Origin of the sequence: Brevibacterium sp. CS2 (genome assembly GCF_005280295.1) — a bacterium.
Classification (GTDB): Bacteria; Actinomycetota; Actinomycetes; order Actinomycetales; family Brevibacteriaceae; genus Brevibacterium; species Brevibacterium pityocampae.
In genome coordinates this window covers 3,056,637-3,081,240 of sequence record NZ_CP040020.1, presented here as the reverse complement: position 1 = coordinate 3,081,240, position 24,604 = coordinate 3,056,637, and the positions used below count along the sequence as shown (strand labels likewise).

Below are 24,604 nucleotides of genomic sequence, written 5' to 3'. Positions count from 1 at the left end.
CTCGCAGGCCTCCTGATCGTGGGTTCTCTGGCCTTGAGTGCCTGTGGTAGCGCCGACGAGGACAGGTCCTCCGCAGACGCCGGCTCGCCCGCACCCGTGACCAGTATCGACGGCCAGCAAATCAGCCTGCCAGCCGCTGGGAAGCCCACCGCCGTGTTCTTCTTCTCCGTCGGCTGCGGCGAATGCGTCGGCGGCGTCCGGTCCCTCGGTGAAGCCGCCGCCAGCGCCGAGGACAACGGCACTGATGCACAGTTCCTCGCCGTCGACATGGATCCGCGCGAGCCCAAGGAGACCATTGAGGGCTTCATGGAGTACGTCGAGGCCGAACACGTCCCCGCCGCCATCGACGAGGGCGCGGTCCTGTCGCAGCGCTTCGACGTCGCCGCGCTGTCCACCCTGATCATCGTCGACGCCGACGGCAAGGTGACATTCCGCGCCACCGACCCCGCCGCCGACACGATCGTCGCCGAGCTCGAGAAGGCCGGGGCCTGAGCCATGGGTGGACTTCTCGCGCTCGCTTTCGCCGCCGGGATGATCGCCCCGGTCAATCCCTGCGGCTTTGCCCTGCTCCCGGCGTGGATCACCCACGCGCTGGGCGACGCCGCATCCTCCCCGGCCCCGGTGCGCCTCCTGCGATCGCTGCGGGCAGGCCTCGCCGTGACGATCGGGTTCGCAGGCACGCTGGCGCTGGCGGGTATCGCTGTGAGCGCCGGAGCGCGGAGCCTGATCCAGGCCGCTCCAGCACTGGGGCTCGCCGTCGGCGTCGTGCTCGTCCTGTTCGGCGCGGCGATGCTGGCCGGTCGCTCGTTCTCGCTCCGGCTGCCCGGCATCCCCAGCCGGGTCACGGCGCGTCCGCCGAGCACCGCACGCATGGTCGTCTTCGGGGTCGGCTACGCCGCGGCGTCGCTGTCGTGCACCTTCGGCGTACTCCTGGCCGTCATCGCGCAGGCCCAGGCCACAGCCAGCTTCGCAGGGCTGCTCCTCGTGTTCGGCGTGTACGCCGCGGGCTCTGCCACCGTCTTGCTGATCGTCGCCGTTGCCGCCGCCGCAGCAGGTTCGGCGCTGTCGCGACGCATCGCATCGCTGGCGCGCTATGGGCCCAGGATTACTGCCTTCGTCCTCGTACTCACCGGTGCCTATCTGGCCTGGTACTGGTACCCGGCCGCCACCGGCGACGCTGCCGCCTCCAGTCGCACCAACGCCGTCGCCGGAGTCGCCACTGCGGTGTCGGGCTGGGTCCAAGGACACGTCGGTGTCGTCACCGGAGTGTCCGTCGCCGCCGTGATCGTCGTGCTGCTGATCGGGACCCTCAGCCGTCGCCGCCGCGCCAGCCTCCGGAAGACTGAGGCAGACTGCTGCGCCCCGGAGCCAGCGCGCTCTGCCGACGACCGGCAGAGCGCAGAAACCGAGTGACCACAACCCTGGCCGATGGCCGTGGACGAATGGCTCGACGTCGCCGCCTCGGCAGAGCGCCACGGCTGCAGCAAGAGCAGCTGGCGGCGCGTCTGGCAGGGCAGGCTCCCCGCCCGGACCGAGAAGGTGGACGGACGCGACGGACGCATGGTCATCAAGACGCTGATCCGGGTCTCCGACCTGGACCCGGGCGTTCGGCCTGACCGCGCACGCCGAGCACGTCCGGAAGATCCGCCAGGCCGCGCCGCCGCTGACGCGGGAGCAGACGACGTTCATCGCCAAGGTCTTCACGGACCACCTGCTCGAACAGGACGCCAAGAGAAGAAGAGAAGGGGAGGCCGGGACTGCGTCGTAGCCGACGCAGTGCCCATCTTCGTTGGCGGAGGCATCCTGTGCCCACGGTCACGGATGCCCGATTCTTCCTTCGGCCGGGCCGTTGACATGTTGAAGTCCTGAGGCCGTACTCTGGTGTGTAGGCAGTGCGCGTCCTTCACGCGTCGTCTCACCGTGAAGTATCCTCTGACCAGCGGAAACGCCACCTTCAGAGGCTCCCAGTTTTTCAATGTATCTATCGTGGGAAGTTGGGTTCTGGACAATATACATTGAACGTCTATGGGCGTTCTGGGCTGCCGTGCAAGCGCTGCGCGACCCCCATCGTGCGGAAGAAATTCACGAACCGCTCGAGCCACTTTTGCCCGTCCTGCCAGCGGAAACGCTGATCGGATGCTCCCTCTGAGCATGGCGGCTAGCTGGCTCCTCGGCAACGGGGCATAGTCTCGACTCGTCACACATGAATGCACAGTGGGAAGAAACTCTCTTCTTACGTTCAGCCACGCACATACAGCGAGTCGAATCGAGTTCTGCTGGCGGCACGTGACCCGATCAAGAGTTCCGGGCGGCGGCTCGCGTGGGAGCGGTCGACCTCGGAAGAAGGGCGCGTGCCGGGCCCAGAGGGTCTGATTGGCCCTCGAGAGCGTGGAGCGAATCGCGCCGACCTCGAAACACCTCAGTAGTGACACGGCGCGCGCACATGGCGGGCCATACGAGCGAGTTGAAGCGGTACTGCGTCGGACCCGGGCGATAAGATTGCCGAGCGTGCGGACAGGCTGAGCCACTGCGGATTCGCAGGCGCGACGAGACCGTGGTCGTTCGCGACGGCAGCAACTCTACGGGCAGGACAGGTGAACAACATGGCGAGGCTCAACCTCAAGGTGATCGAGGGACGCGTTTCCCCGCTGGCGGGTCGGGAGTCGTACGACCGTGAGTTCATCTTCAACCTCCTGCTCGCCTATGGGAAGCCGCAGAGCAGCATCACGCGCCTGCGCAACGGCGACCTCAACGTCGCTGCCGATCCGGTGAGTGAGATCGCGCAGAAGAAGGTCGTCTACTTCAAGGAGACCGACGGCGACGCCCTCGAGATCCTCGAAAGCCTGAAGAAGTCTCCGGACGTGGTGCGGTTCAGCACGCGATTCGTCATCGTCACGGACTACGTTGAGCTGGTCGCGTACGACACCAAGACCGATGAGACCATCGGGTTCCCCATCCGCGAGATCGACCAGCACTTCACGTTTTTCCTCCCGTGGGCCGGGATGGAGAAGGCGCAGTACGTCGCCGAGGCGCACGCCGATGTGAAGGCCGCTGAGCGCATGGGTAAGCTCTTCGACGAGCTCCTGAACGCGAACCCCGACCTCCTCGAACAGCCGCATGGACGCCACGCCCTGAACCTGTTCTTCACGCGCCTGTTGTTCTGCTACTTCGCCGAGGACACCGGCATCTTCGCCGAGAATCAGTTCACGAACGCGGTCGGGTCCCACACTCTCGACGACGGATCGGACACGGCAGAGTTCCTCACCGACCTGTTCACAGCGCTCGACACGGCCCAGGCGACGGACAAACCCAGCCACCTCGCGGCGTTTCCCTACGTCAACGGCCGGCTCTTCACGATGTCGCCGGGCCACGTCGTCCCGAGGTTCACGAAGAAGGCCCGGCAAGAGCTCATCAACGCCGGCAAGCTCATCTGGCGCGAGATCAACCCCGACATCTTCGGCTCGATGTTCCAGGCCATCGTCACGCCCGGCACCCGCAGTGACCTCGGTCAGCACTACACGTCCGTCCCCAACATCCTCAAGACAATCGAGCCACTCTTCCTCGACGCGCTGAAGGACCAGTTCAACGCAGCGCGCGATTCGGTCAAAAAGCTCGAGGCACTCCTCGAACGCATCAGCGCGATCAAGGTCTTCGACCCGGCCTGTGGATCCGGGAACTTCCTCGTCATCGCGTACAAGGAGCTGCGCAAGCTCGAGCACGCCATCCTCGAACGCCTTGCCGAGCTGGATGACAAGCACCGCGTCCTGTTCGCCGAGTCGAAGATCAACATCGAGAACTTCTACGGCATTGAGATCGACGATTTCGCCGTTGAGGTCGCGATCCTGTCGCTGTGGATCGCGAAGCACCAGATGAACGCAGAGTTCAAGGACAAATTCGGAGTCTCGATCCCGCTCATTCCGCTGAAGGAAGCGGGACAGATCAAGCAGGGCAACGCTGCTCGAGTCGACTGGAACAAGATCTGCCCGAACGACGGTTCCGAGATTTACCTAATCGGAAACCCTCCATACAAGGGGGGCAAGTCTCAGGGTAAGGAGATGAAGGCAGACTACCCTTTCGTCTTCGGAAATCGCCCATATTCCAAGGATCTGGATTACATCGCTCTATGGTTTATCAAGGGAGCCGATTACATCGAGGATACGCGCGCGGAATTGGCATTTGTCACGACGAACTCGGTGGCACAAGGAGAGCATGTTGGACTCATGTTTCCGATGATCTTCGCAAAGGGTATTGAGATTGGATATGCCTACACTTCCTTCAAGTGGGAGAACAATGCCAAGCGCAATGCAGGAGTCACGGTCGCGGTCATTAATCTTCGCGCAGAACGGCCCGGACCGAAGTTCATTTTCACAGATGGCCTGCAGATTCAAGCACAGAATATCAATGGATACCTTGCGGACGCACCTAACGTGTGGACCCGACGTCAGATGAAGCCTCGATCACACGAACTACCCACAATGGTGCTTGGTTCCGTACCGAAGGATGACGGTGCACTTATATTTGAGCCGCACGAGTATCAAGAGCTAATCAATAAAGCACCACAAACACGGCGCTTCTTGAAGCGATACGTAGGCTCATCCGAGTTCATCAATGATCGTGAGCGCTATTGTCTTTGGATTGAGGACAAAGATCAGTCCGAAGCGTCAAATGTTCCGGAAATCGCGCGCCGTATGGAGCATGTTCGAAAGTTCAGGGCTGCGAGCACGTCATCGAACACAAGCGCATTGGCAAACGTGCCGCACAGGTTTTGGCATGTCGCCTATAAGAAGACCGAAGCTGTGATCTTGCCGATTGTTTCCTCCTCGAGACGCGAGTACATTCCCCTTGGTTATATGGGGGATGACTCTGTGGTTTCCAGTCTCGCCTATGTAATCTACGACGCTGAGCCGTGGGTTTTTGCCTTACTGACTTCCGCGATGCATATGACCTGGACACGAGCAATTGCCGGGCAGATGAAGACCGACTACCGGTACTCGAACACGATTGTCTACAACAACTTCCCAGTACCGCCCTTGTCTGACGCCATGAAGGAGAAGCTCACTGAAGCTGCGCTCCGTGTGCTAGATGTGCGGGAGTACCACTGCGAGAAGACCCTCGCTGAGCTCTATGACCCGGACAAGATGCCCGATGACCTGCGTGAGGCTCACGCGACTGTGGACGCGCTGGTCGACTCGATCTACTCCAAGAAGCCGTACCAAACCGACGAGCAGCGTCTCTCTGACCTGTTCGCGATGTACGAGCGGATGACCGCCGAGGAAGCTGCGAAGGCTCCGGCAAAGAAGTCTCGAAAGGCAGCCAAGTGAACGCGCATAAGAAGCCCGTCAACATCGTCGACGTCACCTATGCCCAGACGAAGGCGTCGGTAAACACGGACGCACTGGGCATGCGCGAGATGCAGCAGCGAGTGTTCGCCAAGCGCGACGCCCAGCATCTGCTGGTCAAGGCACCGCCGGCGTCCGGTAAGTCGCGTGCGCTCATGTTCGTGGGCCTGGACAAGCTCTACAACCAGGGTCGCGAGAAGGTCATCGTCGCCGTACCGGAGCGCTCGATCGGAGCATCGTTCGCCTCGACGAACCTCACGAAGTTCGGCTTCTTCGCGGACTGGGAGATCAAACCGGAGCACAACCTCTGCGACGCTGGCTCCTCGGCGGGCAAGGTCGATGCGTTCATCAAGTTCCTCGAAGGGCCTGACGCGACACTTGTGTGCACCCACGCCACGCTGCGCTTCGCGTTCGAGAAACTCGCCCCCGACGCCTTCGACGGCACCGTCCTCGCGATCGACGAATTCCACCACGTCTCCGCCGACACGGAGTCCAGCCGCCTCGGGGCACTCCTGCGCGACGTGATGAGTGGATCCGATGTGCACATCGTCGCCATGACGGGCTCGTACTTCCGTGGCGACTCGGTCCCTGTGCTCACTGCCGAGGACGAGGCGAAGTTCACGCCGGTCACCTTCAACTACTACGACCAGCTCAACGGCTACGAGCACCTGCGCTCACTGGGAATCGGGCACCACTTCTACCAAGGGCGGTACACCGATGCGATCGGTGAGGTCCTCGACCTCGACAAGAAGACCATCGTGCACATCCCGAGCGTGAACTCCGGCGAGTCGACGAAGGACAAGCTCGAGGAGGTCGGGCGCATCATCGACGTCATCGGCCACGTCGAATCGACGGACCCGGACACCGGCATCATCAGCGTGCGCCGCCAGGACACCGGGACCATCATGCGCGTGGCGGACCTCGTCGACGACACGGATCAGAAGAAGCGTGGAGACACCCTACATTTCCTGTCCCACACGGCTTCGAAGGACCGCGACGCCGTCGACATCATCATCGCTCTGGGCATGGCCAAGGAAGGCTTCGACTGGCCCTTCGCCGAGCACGCACTGACCGTCGGCTACCGGGCCTCGCTCACCGAGGTCATCCAGATCATCGGACGCGTGACCCGCGACAGCCCCGGGAAGTCCCACGCCCAGTTCACGAACCTCATCGCCGAGCCCGACGCGACCCAGGGCGAGGTGAAGGTTTCCGTGAACAACATGCTCAAGGCGATTACCGCCTCCCTGCTCATGGAGCAGGTCCTCGCGCAGAACTTCACGTTCAAGACGAAGAAGTTCGAGGCGGACGACTCGAAGACTCCCGGCGAGCTCAAGATCAAGGGGTTCAAGGAGCCGTCGACCGATCGCGTGAAGCAGATTGTCGAGACCGACCTGAACGATCTGAAGGCGACGATCCTGCAGGACGACACGTTCGCCAGAGCTGCTGCTGGCTCCGTGGACGCCGAGACAACGAACCAGGTGCTGATTCCGAAGATCATCCGCGAGAAGTACCCGGACCTCTCCGAGGCCCAGGTCGAGGAGGTTCGCCAGCAGGTCGTCGTGGACTCGGTGATCAAGAACGGCGAGGTGCGCGAGGTCGGCGACAAGAGGTTCATCAAGATGGCCGAGAAGTTCGTCAACATCGACGAGCTCCACATCAACCTCATCGACTCGGTGAACCCGTTCCAGCGCGCATTCGAGGTCATGTCCAAGTCGGTCACGCCGTCGGTGCTCCGGATCATCCAGGACTCGATCGCTGCGACACGCATCGAGTTCAGCGAGGAGGAAGCCGTTGCGCTCTGGCCAAAGATTCAGAACTGGGTCAAGGTGAACGGTGGCCGTCGTCCCGATCCGCGTGCTGAAGACCCGACCGAGAAGCGCTACGCCTATGCACTGCTGTTCTTGCAGCGCCTCAAACAGCAACGCATCGCACAGATGAAGGCCGCCGAGGCAGGGGAGAACTGATGGCTGCTAAAGACGACTCATCGCCGCTGTCCTCGGGCAAGTCTGTTGTGGAGGATGCGTTTCTTCGACTGCTTGATTCCGATGTGGATGGGTTGCTTGATGCGCCGCAGAAGCCGAAGAAAGTCACCTCGTCTGACCGGCTGGAGCGAGCCTTCCTGGAAATCGTCGAGTTCCGGCGAGAGCACGAGCGGGTGCCGAGCTCGACGACCCGTGAAATCGCCGAACGTAAGCTCGGCGCACGTCTCGAAGGAATCCTTGCGAACGAAGAGAAGATCGAGGCATTGAAGCACCTTGACGAGTTCGGTCTGCTCGACGCACCAGAGCCTCCGGGATCGTTGGATGATCTGCTCGAGAGCGACGCCATCGACGACCTACTCGGAGATGACGGCGGCATCTTGGACGTCTCCGATCTGCCGGTCATGCGCAAGCCCGAGTCCCCTGATTCGGTCGCGAAGCGTGTTAAGGCCGACGACTTCGAACAGTTCGAGCACCTGTTCAAGGCCAAGCACGCTGAGCTCGCCGAGGGCACGCTCCAGCTCGCCACGTTCACCGGGCTCCACATGATCCGCGAAGGTGCGTTCTTTGTCCTCGGTGGCGTGCTGTGCTTCGTCGCTGAGGTCGGTGAGGACGTCGATCTCGTCGTTGGCGGAAAGCCGAAGCAGAAGCAGCGCCTGCGCGTCGTCTTCGAGAACGGCACCGAGTCGAGGATGTACAAGCAGAGTCTGATGACGCGGCTTTACGAGCAGCACGGACAGGTGCTTGCGCGGACTGGCGTTGACGCGAGCGAGGTGCTCGACGCGGATGTCGAGAGCGGGCACATCTACGTGCTTCAGTCGCTGAGCGACGACCCCGCGATTTCAGGCCTTCCTGACCTGCACAAGATCGGCTTCTCAACGACGACCGTCGAGCAGCGCATCAAGAACGCCGAGTCGTCGCCGACGTACCTGATGGCACCCGTGCGCGTCGTCGCGGACTACCGCCTCTTCAACGTGAAGCCGTCAGCACTCGAGCACCTGCTGCATCGTGTCTTCGCGGCCGTGCGTCTCGACCTGACCCAGATCGACCGTAAGGGTCGGGACTACGACCCCTCGGAGTGGTTCGTCGTGCCTCGTGACGCGATCAATCGGGCAGTCGCCATGATCGTCTCCGGAGAGATCGTGGACTACTTCTACGACCCCGTGAGCCAGCAGCTGGTTCCGCGCTCATGACGGCTCGTGACAACCACCCGAGGGAATGTACTGACTAGCCCAGTCAGTATTCGGTCTTCCAGGAAGTAGCGGCGCGCCGTGTCGCATCCGCGAGGACGTCTCTGATCTCGCGCTGGAGGAGGAGTGGAGCGCCGAGACCGTCAAGGTTCTCGGCTGATAGCCATTCCAGCGCCTCACTTCGTGACCCAGGAAGGGGCGGCTCACACGTATACGCGAGATCGCGCCACTTCGGGGGAGTGCTAGCTAGTTGACCGTCGCGAGGAGCTCCGCGGGGGAGACATCGAGCCCGTGGGCGAGCTTGACGATGATGTCGAGCGTTGGGTTGCGGCGGCCACGCTCCAAGCCGCTTATGTAGGTGCGGTCGAGACTGACGTGGTGGGCGAAGGCCTCTTGAGACGCCCAGCCTCGCTCCTGACGGAGTTCGCGGAGATGCTCGCCGAATGCGATGCGGTGCGCGGACTCCCTCATATCTCAACGGTTTCGCTACGATGACAATGAGTCCACGGACTATGAGTCACATCCGATGGTCCGGGGATGATCGCGTTCGAGTCAGGCTCCGGGCAATGCGAAGGAGCGAGTAGGGCATGGGGTCAGAAGACGAGTGGATCGACATCGCCGCGGCGGCAGAGCGCGAGTCGTGCAGCCCGCAGGCCATTCGCCGGCGGATCAAGGCTGGGGTTCTGACGGCGCGCATAGAAGGGTCGACGGCTCGCGATGGCCGGCACACGGTTAGGGCTTGGGTCCGGGTCTCGGAGCTCGACGAGGTATTCGGTCACGCGGCTCGGGAGGAGCATGTTCGAAGGATCCGAGCCACCGCGCAGCCGCTGACACGCGACCAGAAGATCGCTCTGCGTAAGGTGCTTCTCGATCATCTTGCAGAGAAGGAGGCGAAGCGGACGAGACGTCAGGTCGGCGGGGAGGCCGAGGGGTGCCTACAGGGGGATCTTCGTGAAGTCTCGCCAGGCGGGCTGAGCAGCCGGCACTGCTAGAATCAAAGGCGTACGCCCCGGTGACTATTCGGACCTCCTGGCCCGGACTCCCGGGGCATCAGTCTTGTAGGGGGACGCATATGCCGACCGAGCCGCTGCATCTGGTCGATTCCCACGAGTGGTCTGGGCTGTGGTGGTTGCCCGATGCGCCGGATTACCGTGTCCCGGGCGTTCTGCGATACGTCCGCGACGGCGGTGCGGAGCTGACGTTGATCGGCACCTTCGAGGACCGGGTCATGACGTCTCCCCGACCCGGCGTTACGCATGTGCATGAAGGCACACGGTCGTGGGACGTGATACAGGGCGTCGCTGAGAAGAGGGAGATCACCCTCCTTGGGTGCATCCCGACGAGCACGCACCGAAGCTTCGGCGCGCGGGTGAAGAGCCCCGACAAGCAGGTGGTTTCGGCTCAATCCGCGCTGATCGGCGTCCACGCGGCGAACGCGGAAGCTGCACTATTCGAAGGACTTCAGATCTCCGTCGAGGATCTCGGCCGCTGGGCGGCAGACGGGGTCTTCTCGTCGTCGATCGGCGGCCCAGGCGGGACGCCGTTCGATGGCAGTGGCTCGATCTGCGCGAAGCCGCTGGAGTCGACGTCGGTCCTGGTCGACGGCACCGAGTACTCACTTGAGCATCTTCGCAATCCTCCGTACGTCGACGAGCTTCGCGGGAGGACGACAGCGCGGATCCGTGACACGGTCTTCCTGCAGGTCGCTCCGCCGGACGCGTGCTCCTTCGAGGAAGCGCTCGCGTCCGCGAAGTCTCTGCAGGACCTGATCTCGCTCGCGACCCATCGTGCTGCCGGGGTGATCTGGCTGCGGCTGAAACTGACGGGAGACGGGCCGGGGGCCGAACGGCATCCGATGGAGCGTTATGTCGAGGTGCTCTACTCGCCCGCCGCAGTGGGGGAGCGGGATGCAAAGGCCATCGAGCACCACAGAGTGTTCTTCACCTGCAGTGACATCCCCTTCCAGGAGATCGTCCCGCGATGGTGTGCGGTGCGTGATCGCCTCCGGGCCTCGACGGACCTGATCTTGGCGCTGCGGTACGCGCCAGCGCAGTACGTCCAGAGTCGTCTTCTCATGGCGGTCGGCGCTGCCGAAGCCCTCCATCGGGCGCTGGGAATCGAAGAGCGCCCGATGCCGAATGCTGAGTACAAGAAGATGCGCGAGGCGATGCTTGAGGTCGCTCCGGAGGATCAGCGGGAGTGGCTCAAGTCCGCGATCCGCAACGACATGACTCTCCGCGACCGGCTGGAGGCTCTTGTCAATCGGCCTGACCAGGAGGCGGTGTCGGTGCTCGTTCCTGATGTTGAACGATGGGCCAGCAGGACGGTAAAGGCCCGCAACGACCTGGCTCACGAGGGACGTACCCCCAGGCACGAGTTCGAGGAGCTCGTCGCCGTCGTCGAGGTCACGGCGGGCGTGGTGATCCTGAATGTCCTGCACGAGATCGGGCTGCCCGCGGATCGTCAGCGAGCGATCGTGAGGGAGCATCCGCAACTCCGGATGATTGCGCGTTGGGCGAGGGCAGAGCTCGTGACGCCCGAAGCGTAAGCTTGTCGAAGGCGTGGACCAGTGCCCTCGATCGCTTCACTGACGGTGTGGCCAGCCCACGTTAGGGAGTCGAGTCCCCATCGAATCACCACTGGAATGACGACTCGACTGGCCATTGGTGAGCGTCATAAACGAGTCGAATGGGGGTACTTCGCCCGCAGCCTCCAGGTCTACGGCCGCACCGGTCAGCCCTGCCCGCGCTGCGGCACCCCGATCGCCCGGCTCACCGTCGGCGGGTGCTCCTCCCACGTCTGCCCCGCATGCCAGCGGCCCCCGCGTCGCCGGACACGCTGAACCCGCCGCTCGGGTGTGGCGCACTGACGCGTCCGGTGAGTCGGCCACCAGCAGGGTCGTCCACGCGGTGTCCAGCAGGTGGCGCGCGCAGGGTGCGCCCCTCCTCAGTGACTCGTGCAGTGTCGTCCACCGCTGCCGGCGGCGGCGCGGACATCACGGCCCGCGACTGAAATGACGATGATTCTCGTCATAGCTTCATGGTGTGCGTGCTATTGTCGTCATAGATGGGAGGTGGCCCATGCCCGGATATCGGATCGATCGTGAGCTCGCGGAGTTCGGTGAGCACGTGCGCGGTTGGCGCATGGTGCTGGGGCTCACCGCTCAGCAAGTGGCGGAGCGCGCCGGCATCACCCGCGATACCCTGCGCAGGGTCGAGTCCGGGGACGCAGGCGTGGGCTTCGGCAACGTCGCGCAGGTGCTGCGCGCCCTCGGGGTGCTCGAGAAGGCCGTCGATGCGGTCGACCCGCTCGAGAGCGACATCGGCAGGCTTCGCGCCGGCAGGCTCGCGCAGAAGCGAGCGCGATGACCACCGTCGAGATCTTCGTCGATCGGGCGGGGGAGCCCGTCCTGGTGGGCCAGGCGCACTTCAGCAGACGGCGCGGCCGGATCTCCACCACGTTCCTCTACGACCCGGGCTATCTGGCGGGGGGCGGCAGCAGCATCGACCCGGCCCTGCCGGTGACGGCGGGCGCGCAGCACCAGTCCGGGCTGGTGCGAGCCTTCGCGGACAGTGCTCCCGACCGCTGGGGGCGGAACCTCATCGAGAAGGCGGAGCGCGTCCGGGCCCGTGAGGCACACCGAGCGCCGCGCCGACTCGATGACCTCGACTTCCTCCTGGGTGTCAGCGACGACACGCGCCAGGGAGCCCTGCGGTATCGGCTCGCAGGCGGCACGGAGTTCCTCGGCGAGCCGTCTCACGTGCCGCAGCTGGTCTCGCTCCCGGAGCTGCTGCGCGCCTCCGACGAGCTCACCTCGGACGAGGACCCCGCTGCCGCAGTGAAGCAGCTGCTCGACACGGGGACGACCGGGCTGGGCGGGGCCCGCCCCAAGGCCTCGGTGCGCCTCGAGGACGGCGCGCTGGCGATCGCTAAGTTCCCGCACGGCAGCGACCAGTGGGACGTCATGGCCTGGGAGGCGACGGCCTTGGACCTGCTGGAAGCCGCGGGGATCAGGACACCCGATCGACGGCTCACCCGAGTAGGAGAGCGCAGCGTGCTCCTCCTGAGACGGTTCGACCGCACGTCCCGTGGGCACCGCGTCGGCTACATCAGTGCGATGTCGGCGCTCGGTGCATCCGACGGCGACCACCGCGACTATGGCGAGATCGCGGGAGCCATGAGGGATCTCTCGCGTTCCCTCTCGACAGACCATCACGAGCTCTTCGATCGCGCAGTCGCCGGCGTCGCCCTGGGAAACACCGACGATCACCTGCGCAATCACGGGTTCCTCGCCGACCGAGGATTCTGGACGCTCAGCCCCGCGTTCGACGTCAACCCGAGCCCTGACCCATGGCGAACGCGCGCCACCTCGATCATGGGTGCCGAGGCGCTTCCCGATGAAGCCGAGGCCCTGCTCGCACTGGCGCAGGAGTGCAGCCTGACGGTCGATCAGGCGCGTGAGCGGATCCGTGCCGTCTCCGCGGCACTGGCGGTCTGGAGAGAGGCTGCGCGTTCGAACGGGATCCGGGAACGCGAGATCACCGTGATGGCTGAATCGATCGAGACCCGCTTGGGTGCTGTCGCTGCCGCCGCAGGCACGACATGATGTCAGGAGAGCCGCCGCTGTGCCTGCTGACCGGTGGGAGCGTCCGACCGTCGGCGGCCGGTCGAGCCACATCTGCCCCGCACACCCGCGGCCCCCGCGCCGGGCCCGGATAGGCTGAGGCCACCATGTACCTCAAGTCCCTGTCCCTGCGCGGCTTCAAGTCCTTCGCGTCCGCCACGCGCATCGACCTCGAGCCCGGGATCACCTGCGTCGTCGGCCCGAACGGCTCGGGCAAGTCGAACGTCGTCGACGCGCTCGCCTGGGTGATGGGGGAGCAGGGGGCGAAGAACCTGCGCGGCGGCAAGATGGACGACGTGATCTTCGCCGGGACCTCGCAGCGCCAGGCGCTCGGCCGCGCCGAGGTCAGCCTGACGATCGACAACACCGACGGGGCGATCCCGATCGAGTACACCGAGGTGACGATCTCCCGCACGCTGTTCCGCACCGGCGGCAGCGAGTACGCCGTCAACGGCGCCCCGGCCCGCCTGCTCGACATCCAGGAGCTCCTCAACGACTCCGGGCTCGGCAAGGAGATGCACGTCATCGTCGGGCAGGGGCGCCTCGACCAGATCCTCCACGCCGACCCGCTCGAGCGGCGCGGCTTCATCGAGGAGGCCGCCGGCGTCCTCAAGCACCGCCGCCGCAAGGACAAAGCCCTGCGCAAGCTCACCGGCCTGCAGACCAACCTCGACCGTCTCTCCGACCTCCGCGCCGAGCTCGCCCGCCAGCTTGGACCGCTCGGACGGCAGGCGAAGGCCGCCAAGCGCGCCGCCGTCGTCCAGGCGACCCTGCGCGACACCGCCGCCCGCCTGCTCGCCGACGACATCGTCCAGGCCCAGGCGCGGCTCGCCTCCGCGGCCGGCCCCGAGAGCGCCCCGGAGCGCACCGCCGCCCTCGAGGCCGAGCTCGCCGGGCTGGATGCCCGGATCGCGGAGCTCGAATCGGAGATCACCGGGCACGAATCCGGCACCGAGGAGATCCGTCGTCGGCTCCGCACCGCCGGCACCCTGGCCGCCCGCGCCGCCGCCCTCGCCGAACGGGCCGGCGACCGCGTCCACTACCTCCAGCAGGCCCCGCCGGAGCGCACCGGTGAGACCCCGGCCGCGCTGCGCGAACGCGCCGAGCGCTACGCCGCCGAACTCGACGAGGTGCGCGGCGAGGTCGAGGACCGCACCGGAACGCTGACCACCCTCACCGAGCGCCGCGAGGAGACCCAGGCCCGGCTCACCGAGGCCGAAACCGCCCTCACCGCGCAGCGCGCCCGGATCTCCGCCCAGCTGCGCTCCCGGGCCGACCTGCAGAGCTCCCGCGAGGTCGCCCACAAGACGCTCACCGACGCGCAGACCGGGCTGACCGCCCTCGACACCGCGGAGACCGACCTCACCGAGCGGCTCACCGCCGCCCGCACCCGGCTCACCGCAGCGCAGGCCGCGGCGGAGGCCTCCGAATCCGGGGAGAGCGAGCTCGACGCCGCCCATGAATCCGCGCTCGCCGAACAGACGGCGCTCGAGGAGCGCACCGCGGCCGTGCGCGCCGAGCTCCGTGAGGTCGACACCGAGCTCGGCCAGGCCGAGGCCCGCGCCGAGGCGCTGCGGATCGGCACCCGGCTCGCCGCCGCGACCGCGGACATCCTCGCCGCCGGCATCCCCGGCGTGCGCGCGGCCGTCGGCGAGCTCCTCACCATCGAGGCCGGGTACGAGACCGCGGTCACCGCCGTCCTCGACCACGCGGCCGAGGCGATCCTCGCCGACGACCCGCAGGCCGCCCTCGCCGTGCTCGAACACGTCGGCCCCGACACCCTCGTCGACGTCGTCATCGCCGACCCCTGCCCCGGCCCGCTCCGCGCCCGATGCCTCCGCGCCCGCGGCCTCCCCGGCCGCCGCCTCGGCCGCGGGGTCACGCCCGCTGCGCGGACTCGTCACCACCCCGGACCCCGGCCTCGCCGCCCTCCTCGACACCGCACTCGCCGGTGTCACGACCGCCCCGGACCTCACCGCCGCGGTCGCCGCCCTGGGCGTGGACCCGCAGACCGTGTCCGTCACCCCGGCCGGTGAGGTCGTCAGCGCCTGCGGCATCCGCCGGGCCGGTTCCGCGGAGGCCGCCCGGATCGCCACCCGCGCCGCGCTCGCGGAGACCGAGGAGCTCATGGCCGGGCTGCGGTCCCGCCGGGAGGAGCTCGCCGCCGCGCTCGCCGCCCTCGCCCCGGAGCAGGAGCGGGCCCGGGTCGCCGTCGAGGCCGCGCTCGGCGCCCTCCACGAATCCGATGCCCGCATCGTCACCGCCGGCGAGGAGCTGTCTCGTGCCGCCGCCGCCCTCGACGCGCTCGACACCCGGCTGAGCGAGCTCGCGGCCTCCCGCGAGCGCCTCGGTGCGGAGGCCGAAGCCGCCCGCACCGCGCTCGAGGCCGCCGACGCAGCGCTCGCGGAGAACTCCGAGACCGTCGACGCCGAACCCGACACCGAGGAGCGCGACGCCCTCGCCGCGACCGCCCGCCGGCTCGGCGAGGAGGTCATGGAGGCGCGGATCGCGCTGCGCTCGATCGAGGACCGGGCCGGCTTCCTCACCGACCGGGTCGCCGCGCTGCGCCGCCAGGCCGAGACCGAGGAAGCCGCCCGGGAGCAGGCCGCGCGCGCCGCTGCCCGCCGCCGCGCCCAGGCCGACAGCGCCGGCGAGCTCGCCCGCGTCGCCGCGGCCCTCGCCACCCACCTCAGCGCGCTCGAATCCGGGGCCGAGGAGGAGCTCGCCGCCTCCCGCGCCCACCGCGGCGGGCTCGAATCCGCGCTCGCCGAGGCGCGCACCCGCCGCACGGAGCGGGCCGACGACCTCGCCGCGCTCACCCGGGCCGAGCACGAGGCCCAGCTCACCCGGGAGCGTCACGTCATCCACCTCGACGAGCTCACCCGCCGCGCCCAGGCGGAGATCGGCCTGTCCGCCGACCACCTCGTCGAGCAGTTCGGCCCCCACCTGCCGGTGCCCGGACCGGCGGAGGAGGACGCGCCGGAGCCGTTCGTCCGCGCCGCGGTGGAGAAGGCCCACGCCGCGGCGGAGCGGACGCTCAAGTCGATCGGCGCGGTCAATCCGCTCGCGCTCGAGGAGTACGCCGCGCTCACCGAGCGCCACGACTTCCTCGAGAAGCAGATCAACGACATCGAGACGAGCCGCCGCGACCTCATGGGACTCGTGCGCGAGGTCGACGACCACGTCAAAGAGGTGTTCGCCGCCGCCTTCGCGGACACCCAGCGGGAGTTCGCCGACATCTTCACCCGCCTGTTCCCCGGGGGCGAGGGCTCGCTCACCCTCACCGATCCCGAGGACATGCTCGCCACCGGCGTCGAGGTCCACGCCCGCCCGGCCGGCAAGAAGGTCAAGCGGCTCTCCCTGCTGTCGGGCGGGGAGCGCTCGCTCGTCGCGGTCGCGATGCTCGTCGCGATCTTCAAGGCCCGGCCCAGCCCGTTCTACGTCATGGACGAGGTCGAGGCCGCCCTCGACGACGTCAACCTGTCCCGCCTCCTCACCGTGTTCCGCGAGCTGCGCGAGTCCTCGCAGCTCATCGTCATCACCCACCAGAAGCGGACGATGGAGATCGCCGACGCCCTCTACGGCGTGACGATGTCCGGCGACGGCATCTCCCGTGTGATCTCCCAGCGAATTCACCAGGCGAGCTGACGCGCGCCCGTCCGGCGGCACCGGCACGGGCGGATACACTGGTCGGAGTCCTCGTGGGAGACCGCCCACGACCCGACCCAGCGAAGGAGCGACCGGCCGATGTCCTCACCTACCGCCACGCGGGGCACCCGATGGATGTAGGCGCCGGGATCGTCATCCTCATCGGGCTCGGTGTCTCGTTCGGCATCGGGCTCGTCATCGTCCTCCTCGTCGCCCTGCCCGGCCTGCGCGCCGAGGGTCGGATCAAGCCCTCGGGCCGTCAGCGCTTCCGCCTGCCCTCGGAATGGACCGGCTTCGACGACGACGTCCACGGCTTCTTCGGCCACGACGGCGACACCTCCCACCTCGCGACCCGCGAGCAGGCGGCCGTCACCGCGATGCAGGAGCACTCCTACGCCCTGCGCCCGCAGCCCCGCCGTCACGCCTCGCCGCCCTGGCTGACGTTCCGACCCCGGACCCGGCACTGGAAGGTGCCGGAGACCGGCACCGGCTTCCGCACCGCCATCGTCCTCCTCTTCGGCTGACCCGCCGGCCGGCTGCCGCAGCCCGCCGGCCCGGACCCGTCACCCCACAGCAACCCACTTAGGAGCTGATCGTGGATCCCATCAGTCTCATCGCCCTCCTCGGCGCCCTCGTCCTCGTGTTCGTCGTCTCCGGCATCGCCCTCTACGGTCCGCCGAAGACCCGCCGCCGTCGCGACCTGCCGCCGACGGCTCCGGACCTCACCACCGACCCGCACCGCGGTCCGGGCACCGACACGCTCGAGGCGCCGCTGGCCACCGCCCCCGAGGTCGAGGGCGAGGTCGTCGTCGAGACCGTGCCCGAGGTCCCCGCCCGGGAGCTCGAGACCCCCACCGAGCCGCGCACCCGGCTGGCGAAGCTCCGCGCGCGGCTGGCGAAGTCGAACTCCTCCCTCGGCCGCGGCCTGCTCTCCCTGCTCTCCCGCGACACCCTCGACGAGTCGACCTGGGAGGAGATCGAGGACACGCTCATCATGGCCGACCTCGGCGTCGACCCGGCCAGCGAGCTCGTCGACCGGCTGCGCGAGCGGGTGCGCGTGCTCGGCACGCGCGACCCGCAGACCGTCCGCGACCTCCTGCGCGAGGAGCTCATCGCCGTCGTCGACCCGACGATGGACCGCAGCCTGCAGGTCGAGCGCGCCGACAGCGACCCCGCCGTCGTCCTCGTCGTCGGCGTCAACGGCGCCGGCAAGACGACGACCGTCGGCAAGATCGCCCGCGTGCTCGTCGCCGAGGACCGCTCGGTGCTGCTCGGTGCCGCCGACACCTTCCGCGCCGCCGCCGCCGAACAGCTCGCCACCTGGGGTGAGCGCGTGGGCGTCGAGACCGTGCGCGGTCTCGAGGGCGCCGACCCGGCCTCCGTGGCCTACACCGCGGTCGAGCGCGGGATGCAGGAGGGCACCGACGTCGTCCTCATCGACACCGCCGGGCGCCTGCAGAACAAGAAGGGGCTCATGGACGAGCTCGGCAAGGTCAAGCGCGTTGCCGCCCGTCCCCTGTCGCCGGAGCACGATTCCCTCGACGAGGTGCTCCTCGTCCTCGACGCGACCACCGGGCAGAACGGCATGCAGCAGGCGAAGGTGTTCTCCGAGGCCGTGAACATCACCGGCATCGTGCTCACCAAGCTCGACGGCACCGCGAAGGGCGGCATCGTCGTCGCCGTGCAGCGTGCGCTCGGCGTGCCGGTCAAGCTCATCGGGCTCGGCGAGGGTGCCGACGACCTCGCGCCCTTCGACGCCGCCGGCTTCGTCGACGCCCTGCTCGCCGAGCAGTGACCTGAAACCGGTCGCGATCAGGCGGCCGGCCCCTGCCGCCGGGTCGTGGATGTGACCCGAAACACGGTCGTAACGCCGCCGCCGCACCCGTAACGCAGCCGAAACCTGGGACGTTCCGTCTCGAAACACCGGGATTCGAGAATGTTCACCAGCGGAGCCACAGATCTCCGCGGAACGGGCAGCCCGACCTCGAGGTCGGCCACCCGTCCTGAACATCTCACGGCTGGAACGAAACCATGGAAATCACTGCAGTGGACGTATGGGTGATGGTGAGCGCCGCACTCGTGCTGCTCATGACGCCCGGCGTCGCTTTCCTGTACGGCGGCATGACCCGCGCCAAGTCCGTCCTCAACATGCTCATGATGAGCTTCGCATCGATGGCCGTCGTCGGCGTGGTGTGGGTCCTCTGGGGCTTCTCGATGAGCGGATCGACCGGAGTCGCGCAGCTGTTCGGCAACCCGTTCGAGGCCTTCGGCCTCAGCGGTCTCGTCGGCACCACCGACCTCATCGGCGCCGGCTTCGGCGCGACCTTCGCGATCATCACCGTCGCCCTGATCTCCGGCGGCATCGCCGACCGGACGAAATTCTCCGCCTGGATGGTCTTCGTGCCCGTCTGGGTCACGCTCGTCTACTGCCCGATGGCCTTCATGGTGTGGGGCGGCGGCCTGCTGTCCGCCGACGGCCTCATCGGCAGCACCTTCGGAGAGGCGATCGACTACGCCGGCGGCACCGTCGTCCACATCAACGCCGGCATCGCCGCCCTCGTCCTCGCCCTCATCATCGGCAAGCGCAAGGGCTTCGGCACCGATCCCTCCCATCGCCCGCACAACATCCCGTTCGTCATGCTCGGCGCCACCCTCCTGTGGTTCGGCTGGTTCGGCTTCAACGGCGGCGCGGCGACCGATCCCGCCGAGGCCGGCCTGATCTGGGTCAACACCATGGCCGCCCCGGCCGCGGCGTTCATCGCCTGGATCCTCGTCGAGTGGATGCGCGACGGCAAGCCCACCAGCCTCGGCGGCGCCTCGGGCATCGTCGCCGGCCTCGTGGCGATCACCCCGGCCTGTGCGAACGTGTCCCCGCTCGGCGCGATCGCGATCGGCATCATCGCCGGCATCTGCTCCGCGCTGGCCGTCGGACTCAAGTACCGCCTCGGCTACGACGACTCGCTCGACGTCGTCGGCGTCCACCTCGTGTCCGGTCTCGTCGGCACCCTGGCCCTGGGCCTCTTCGCGCTGCCGGTCGAGGGCGAGGGCGGCGGCCTGTTCTACGGCGGCGGCCTCGGTCAGCTCGTCGCGCAGACGGTGGCGGCGGTCTTCGCGATCCTCTTCACCGCGATCGTCACCTTCATCATCGGTATGGTGATCCACAAGACCATCGGCATGCGGGCCGCCGAGGAGGACGAGGTCACCGGCATCGACCTCACCGAGCACGCGGAGACGGCCTACGAGTACGGCGGTCTGGGCACCGGCGGCGCCTTCCGACCGCACCCCTCGTCGCCGGCCGCGCACCGCAGGACGACCACCCTCGACGAAAGTGTGAACGCATGAAGCTCATCACCGCCATCGCCCGACCCGACAAGCTCGCGGACATCCGCGACGGCCTGGAGGAGTTCGGAGTCCAGGGTCTGACCGTCTCCGAGGCCAGCGGCTACGGACGGCAGAAGGGCCACAAGCAGTTCTACCGAGGTGCCGCGTACACGCAGGACCTCGTCCCCAAGCTGCGGATCGAGGTGCTCGCCTCGGCGGAGGACGCGCCGCGGATCTGCGATGTGCTCCTCGCCCGGGCCACGACCGGACAGCCCGGCGACGGCAAGATCTGGATCACCGCGGTCGACCAGATCATCCGGGTCTCCGACCGGAGCGAGGGAGAGGCTGCCCTGTAGTCCCAGCCGGCTGCATGGCAGAGAAGTCCCGGGGCGGGTGCCGATCACGGCTCCCGCCCCGGGATCATTCATGCACCGGGACTTGGTACCCTGGGAGGTCGAACTGCTCGGCCTCCCTCGACGAAAGCTGCGAAACCTCGTGTTCAACTCCCTCTCCGATCGGCTGACGACGACCTTCAAGAACCTGCGCGGCAAGGGCAGGCTCTCCGAAGCCGACGTCGACGCCACGATCCGGGAAATCCGGCGTGCGCTGCTCGACGCCGACGTCGCGCTGCCGGTGGTGCGCACGTTCACCGGGAAGGTCCGCGAGCGGGCGCTGTCCTCGGAGGTGTCGCAGGCGCTCAACCCCGGCCAGCAGGTCGTCAAGATCGTCAACGACGAGCTCGTCGGGATCCTCGGCGGGCAGACCCGTCGCCTGCAGTTCGCCAAGCGCCCGCCGACCGTGATCATGCTCGCCGGACTCCAGGGCGCGGGCAAGACGACGCTCGCCGGCAAGCTCGCCCACTGGCTCAAGTCCGAGGGCCACCGGCCGATGCTCGTCGCCGCCGACCTCCAGCGGCCCAATGCCGTCAACCAGCTCCAGGTCGTCGGCGAGCGCGCCGGCGCCTTCACCTACGCACCCGAGCCCGGCAACGGCGTCGGCGATCCGGTCAAGGTCGCGACGGACGCGATGGACGTCGCCCGCTCGAAGCTCTACGACGTCGTCATCGTCGACACCGCCGGCCGCCTCGGCATCGACGAGGTGCTCATGCAGCAGGCCGCGGACATTCGCGCCGCCGTGAACCCCGACGAGGTGCTCTTCGTCATCGACGCGATGATCGGCCAGGACGCGGTCACCACCGCCGAGGCCTTCCTCGCCGGCGTCGACTTCACCGGCGTCGTGCTCTCCAAGCTCGACGGCGACTCCCGCGGCGGCGCCGCGCTGTCCGTCGCCCAGGTCACCGGCCGGCCGATCATGTTCGCCTCCACCGGTGAAGGGCTGCGGGACTTCGAGCAGTTCCACCCGGACCGGATGGCCGACCGCATCCTCGACATGGGCGACATCCTCACGCTCATCGAGCAGGCGGAGAAGACCTTCGACCAGAAGGAGACGGAGAAGCTCGCCAAGAAGGTCGAGTCCGGCGAGGACTTCGACCTCGACGACTTCCTCACCCAGATGGCCGCCATCAAGAAGATGGGGTCGCTGAAGAAGATGCTCGGCATGATGCCGGGCATGTCCCAGTACAAGGAGCAGCTCGAGGCGTTCGACGAGCGCGAGATCGACCGCGTCGAGGCGATCGTGCGCTCGATGACCCCGTACGAGCGGGCGAACCCGCGGATCCTCAACGGCTCGCGCCGCCAGCGCATCGCCAAGGGCTCCGGCACCACCGTGACCCAGGTCAATCAGCTCATGGAGCGGTTCGTGCAGGCGCAGAAGATGATGCGCCAGATGCGCAAGGGCGGCGGCGGCCGCGGCGGCCAGATGCCGGGCATGCCCCAGATGCCGGGGATGCCGCAGATGCCCGGCGGTGGTGGACCCGGCGGCGGCTCGCGGAACAAGAAGAAGGGCAAGAAGAAGCCCGCCGGCAAGTCGGGCAACCCGGCCAAGCGCGCCGAGCAGGCGCGTCTCGCCGAGCAGCGGAAGCAGGGTCAGGCGCCCGATCCCGCGGGCTCCGCGTTCGGCGGCATCGACCTCGGCGGCGACGAGGAGCTCGACCTCAGCAAGCTGCCCAAGGGCTTCGGCGGTATGTTCGGCTCAGGTGGCAGCAAGTAGCACTTTCTGGCACAATGGTCCCTTGTACTCGACCGGCCGGGGACCCTCTCAACCTCGGGCCGGTTCAGTCCACGCGATCATGCCCGCACCGTCCTGCCCCACGGACCCGCGAGCGGACCGCGACACCTATCTTCCAAAGGAGACACCACTACAGTGGCAGTCAAGATTCGCCTCACCCGCCTGGGCAAGGTCCATGCACCCTTCTACCGCGTCGTCGTCGCCGACTCGCGGACCCGCCGCGATGGCAAGACCATCGAGGACATCGGCAAGTACCACCCGCTCGAGGAGCCCTCGCTCGTCGAGATCGACTCCGAGCGCGCGCTCTACTGGCTGTCCGTCGGCGCCCAGCCGACCGACCAGGTCCGCGCCCTGCTCAAGCTCACCGGCGACTGGCAGAAGTTCACCGGTGAGGGCGAGGCCGTCAGCACCGTGAAGCCGCAGCAGGAGAAGGCGGCCTTCGAGGCCCCGGCCACCGGCTCGGTCATCAAGGAGGCGACGACGCCCAAGGGCGGCGACAAGGCCGAGGAGCCCGCAGCCGAGGCCCCCGCCGAGGAGCCCGCGGCCGCTGAGTCGACCGACGAGGAGAAGGCGGAAGCCTGATCATGCTCGCCAACGCTCTCGAACACCTGGTCCGCGGCATCGTCGACAACCCCGAGGACGTCTCGGTGCGCAGTCGCAGCGGACACCGCGGCACCTCGCTCGAGGTGCGCGTGCACCCCGACGACCTCGGTCGGGTGATCGGCCGGTCCGGTCGCACCGCGAAGGCGCTGCGGACCGTGATCGGAGCACTCGCCGGGCGCGAGAGCGTCCGCGTCGACCTCGTCGAGGCCTGACGCCCGCCGCGCACCCGGCCCCCCGCGACATTGCGATTTCCCAAGGTTTCTGTGAACAGAACCTTGGGATTTCGCATTCTCGGCACAGTTCCGCCGGATCCCGCGCGCCCGCCCCGGCGGGATCCGGTACCCGCGCACCGCCGCGCGGACCTGCGAGCAGTCCCTCGAACAGCCCCTCGAACCAGGAGTGAAGCGTGAGCACAGTCGTCGCCCGTCTGGGCAAGCCGCACGGCATCCGCGGTGAGTTCACCGTGGAGGTCCGCACCGATGCCCCCGAGGAGCGCTTCGTCCCCGGTGCGGTGTTCTCCACCGAGCCCGATATCGGCGCGCTCACGCTGTCCCGCGCGCGCTGGCACCGCGACCGGCTCCTGCTGACCTTCGAGGAGATCGCCGACCGCACCCGTGCCGAAGAGGTCCGCAACACCCTGATCTCCGTCGCGGAGACCCTCGAGGACGACGACGCCTGGTACATCGACGACCTCGTGGGCGCTCAGGCGTTCGTCGGGGACGTCCGGATCGGCACCGTCTCCGCAGTCACCCCGGGCGCGGCCCAGGACCTCCTCCACATCACGCTGGCCTCCGGCGCCGAGGTGCTCGTCCCCTTCGTCGAACAGATCGTGCCCGAGGTCGACCTCGAGGCCGGTCGCATCGTCCTCGACCCGCCGCCCGGACTCATCGAGGACGCCTGATGCGCCTCGACGTCGTCTCGATCTTCCCCGAGTACCTCGCGCCGCTGCGGCTCTCGCTCATCGGCCGGGCGGTGGAGAAGGGGCTCATCGACCTCGGTGTCCACGACCTGCGCGACTGGACCCACGATCGGCACCGCACCGTCGACGACACCCCGTACGGCGGGGGAGCGGGCATGGTGATGAAGCCCGAGCCCTGGGCCGAGGCGCTCACCGCGCTCCTCGCCGAACCGGCCGCAGCCGGTACCGATGCGACCGGTGCGGAACCGGCCGCACCTGCCGAGCGCCCGGTGCTCATCGTCCCGAGCCCCGCCGGCACCCCCTTCACCCAGGCCGCGGCCGCCGAGCTCGCCGGCCGGGAGCACCTCGTGTTCGCGTGCGGCCGCTACGAGGGCATCGACCAGCGCGTCGTCGACTGGGCCCGTGACCGCGCCGAGGTCCGCCTGTACTCGATCGGCGATTACGTGCTCAACGGCGGCGAGGTCGCAGCTCTCGTCATGACCGAGGCGATCGCCCGCCTCATCCCCGGCATCATCGGGAACCCGGAGTCGCTCACGGAGGAGTCCCACGAGGACGGCCTCCTCGAGTACCCCGTCTACACGAAGCCCGCCGACTGGCGCGGGCACCCGGTGCCGGAGATCCTGCTCAGCGGCAACCACGCCGCGATCGCACGCTGGCGGCGGGACGAGCGCCTGCGCCGCACCGCCGCCGTCCGCCCCGACCTCCTTGCCGGGCTCGACCCGGACACCCTCGACGCCCTCGACTGGGCGGTGCTCGCCGAGGCCACCGATCCCGCGGCACCCGCGCACGACCCCGGGTGACCGCCTCGATCCCCGGATTGGCGCCTCGGCCCCGGTCCGACTAGACTACACTCT

Annotated in this window: 21 protein-coding genes and 2 pseudogenes; 21 read left to right on the top strand and 2 right to left on the bottom strand. The window is 67.7% G+C overall.

The window, feature by feature from the left end; translation table 11 throughout:
* Positions 1-96 precede the first annotated feature (96 nt).
* From FDF13_RS13840 to FDF13_RS13815, 6 genes and pseudogenes are all read left to right on the top strand, one after another.
* A complete protein-coding gene (locus FDF13_RS13840; RefSeq protein ID WP_247423849.1) occupies positions 97-492 on the top strand; it encodes a TlpA disulfide reductase family protein in 396 nt (131 codons plus the stop codon).
* A gap of 39 nt (positions 493-531) precedes the next feature.
* Positions 532-1,413: a cytochrome c biogenesis CcdA family protein gene (locus FDF13_RS13835; RefSeq protein ID WP_254668822.1), complete on the top strand. Its 882-nt coding sequence runs from the start codon at positions 532-534 to the stop codon at positions 1,411-1,413.
* 596 nt (positions 1,414-2,009) lie between these two features.
* Positions 2,010-2,132, top strand: a pseudogene (locus tag FDF13_RS15410) (zinc finger domain-containing protein); the annotation flags it as partial.
* Positions 2,133-2,603: 471 nt separating this feature from the next.
* Positions 2,604-5,321 (top strand): DNA methyltransferase, encoded by a 2,718-nt coding sequence (locus FDF13_RS13825; protein WP_137320523.1) that lies wholly within the window; start codon positions 2,604-2,606, stop codon positions 5,319-5,321.
* Complete coding sequence (locus FDF13_RS13820) at positions 5,318-7,303, top strand: DEAD/DEAH box helicase (protein WP_137320154.1); 1,986 nt, start codon at positions 5,318-5,320, stop codon at positions 7,301-7,303. Before FDF13_RS13825 ends, FDF13_RS13820 begins: the two co-directional genes overlap by 4 nt.
* Positions 7,303-8,511, top strand: coding sequence for a GIY-YIG nuclease family protein (locus FDF13_RS13815; RefSeq protein WP_137320153.1), 1,209 nt, complete (start codon positions 7,303-7,305; stop codon positions 8,509-8,511). Before FDF13_RS13820 ends, FDF13_RS13815 begins: the two co-directional genes overlap by 1 nt.
* A 243-nt stretch (positions 8,512-8,754) precedes the next feature.
* Here FDF13_RS13815 and FDF13_RS13810 read toward each other — a convergent pair whose 3' ends face one another.
* Together FDF13_RS13810 and FDF13_RS13805 are read right to left on the bottom strand one after the other, a co-directional pair.
* Positions 8,755-8,979, bottom strand: a complete 225-nt coding sequence (locus tag FDF13_RS13810) for a helix-turn-helix domain-containing protein (protein WP_137320152.1) — start codon at positions 8,977-8,979, stop codon at positions 8,755-8,757.
* 122 nt (positions 8,980-9,101) lie between these two features.
* Complete coding sequence (locus FDF13_RS13805) at positions 9,102-9,383, bottom strand: hypothetical protein (protein ID WP_137320151.1); 282 nt, start codon at positions 9,381-9,383, stop codon at positions 9,102-9,104.
* Positions 9,384-9,580: 197 nt separating this feature from the next.
* Between FDF13_RS13805 and FDF13_RS13800 the strand changes: the two genes are divergently transcribed.
* The 15 genes and pseudogenes from FDF13_RS13800 (at position 9,581) to trmD (ending at position 24,550) form a co-directional block, all read left to right on the top strand.
* Positions 9,581-11,056, top strand: coding sequence for a HEPN domain-containing protein (locus FDF13_RS13800; RefSeq protein ID WP_137320150.1), 1,476 nt, complete (start codon positions 9,581-9,583; stop codon positions 11,054-11,056).
* 138 nt (positions 11,057-11,194) lie between these two features.
* A pseudogene (locus FDF13_RS13795) lies at positions 11,195-11,350 on the top strand (zinc finger domain-containing protein); the annotation flags it as partial.
* 238 nt (positions 11,351-11,588) lie between these two features.
* Positions 11,589-11,876 (top strand): helix-turn-helix domain-containing protein, encoded by a 288-nt coding sequence (locus FDF13_RS13790; RefSeq protein WP_137320148.1) that lies wholly within the window; start codon positions 11,589-11,591, stop codon positions 11,874-11,876.
* Positions 11,873-13,114, top strand: coding sequence for a type II toxin-antitoxin system HipA family toxin (locus tag FDF13_RS13785; RefSeq protein ID WP_137320147.1), 1,242 nt, complete (start codon positions 11,873-11,875; stop codon positions 13,112-13,114). The genes FDF13_RS13790 and FDF13_RS13785 overlap by 4 nt, the downstream gene beginning before the upstream one ends.
* A gap of 125 nt (positions 13,115-13,239) precedes the next feature.
* Entirely contained in the window at positions 13,240-15,168 is a 1,929-nt protein-coding gene (locus FDF13_RS15405) for a chromosome segregation SMC family protein (protein ID WP_302630560.1), read from the top strand.
* A complete protein-coding gene (locus FDF13_RS15400; protein WP_254668821.1) occupies positions 15,131-16,780 on the top strand; it encodes an AAA family ATPase in 1,650 nt (549 codons plus the stop codon). Before FDF13_RS15405 ends, FDF13_RS15400 begins: the two co-directional genes overlap by 38 nt.
* A gap of 131 nt (positions 16,781-16,911) precedes the next feature.
* Positions 16,912-17,304 carry a hypothetical protein gene (locus FDF13_RS13775; protein WP_137320146.1) on the top strand — a complete coding sequence of 131 codons (393 nt, stop codon included), beginning with the start codon at positions 16,912-16,914 and terminating at the stop codon, positions 17,302-17,304.
* A 71-nt stretch (positions 17,305-17,375) separates the two neighbouring features.
* Positions 17,376-18,575 carry a signal recognition particle-docking protein FtsY gene (ftsY, locus tag FDF13_RS13770; RefSeq protein WP_137320145.1) on the top strand — a complete coding sequence of 400 codons (1,200 nt, stop codon included), beginning with the start codon at positions 17,376-17,378 and terminating at the stop codon, positions 18,573-18,575.
* 236 nt (positions 18,576-18,811) lie between these two features.
* The gene (locus FDF13_RS13765) at positions 18,812-20,122 is read left to right on the top strand and encodes an ammonium transporter (RefSeq protein WP_137320144.1); all 1,311 of its coding nucleotides are present in this window, start codon (positions 18,812-18,814) and stop codon (positions 20,120-20,122) included.
* Positions 20,119-20,457 (top strand): P-II family nitrogen regulator, encoded by a 339-nt coding sequence (locus FDF13_RS13760; RefSeq protein WP_137320143.1) that lies wholly within the window; start codon positions 20,119-20,121, stop codon positions 20,455-20,457. Before FDF13_RS13765 ends, FDF13_RS13760 begins: the two co-directional genes overlap by 4 nt.
* A 139-nt stretch (positions 20,458-20,596) precedes the next feature.
* Positions 20,597-22,210 carry a signal recognition particle protein gene (gene ffh, locus FDF13_RS13755; RefSeq protein ID WP_137320142.1) on the top strand — a complete coding sequence of 538 codons (1,614 nt, stop codon included), beginning with the start codon at positions 20,597-20,599 and terminating at the stop codon, positions 22,208-22,210.
* A gap of 153 nt (positions 22,211-22,363) precedes the next feature.
* Positions 22,364-22,810: a 30S ribosomal protein S16 gene (rpsP, locus tag FDF13_RS13750; protein WP_137320141.1), complete on the top strand. Its 447-nt coding sequence runs from the start codon at positions 22,364-22,366 to the stop codon at positions 22,808-22,810.
* Positions 22,811-22,812: 2 nt separating this feature from the next.
* On the top strand, positions 22,813-23,043 hold the full coding sequence (locus FDF13_RS13745) for an RNA-binding protein (protein WP_137320140.1): 231 nt from the start codon (positions 22,813-22,815) through the stop codon (positions 23,041-23,043).
* Between the two features lie 194 nt (positions 23,044-23,237).
* Positions 23,238-23,732 (top strand): ribosome maturation factor RimM, encoded by a 495-nt coding sequence (gene rimM, locus FDF13_RS13740; protein ID WP_137320139.1) that lies wholly within the window; start codon positions 23,238-23,240, stop codon positions 23,730-23,732.
* Positions 23,732-24,550 carry a tRNA (guanosine(37)-N1)-methyltransferase TrmD gene (gene trmD, locus FDF13_RS13735; RefSeq protein ID WP_137320138.1) on the top strand — a complete coding sequence of 273 codons (819 nt, stop codon included), beginning with the start codon at positions 23,732-23,734 and terminating at the stop codon, positions 24,548-24,550. Before rimM ends, trmD begins: the two co-directional genes overlap by 1 nt.
* Positions 24,551-24,604 lie beyond the last annotated feature (54 nt).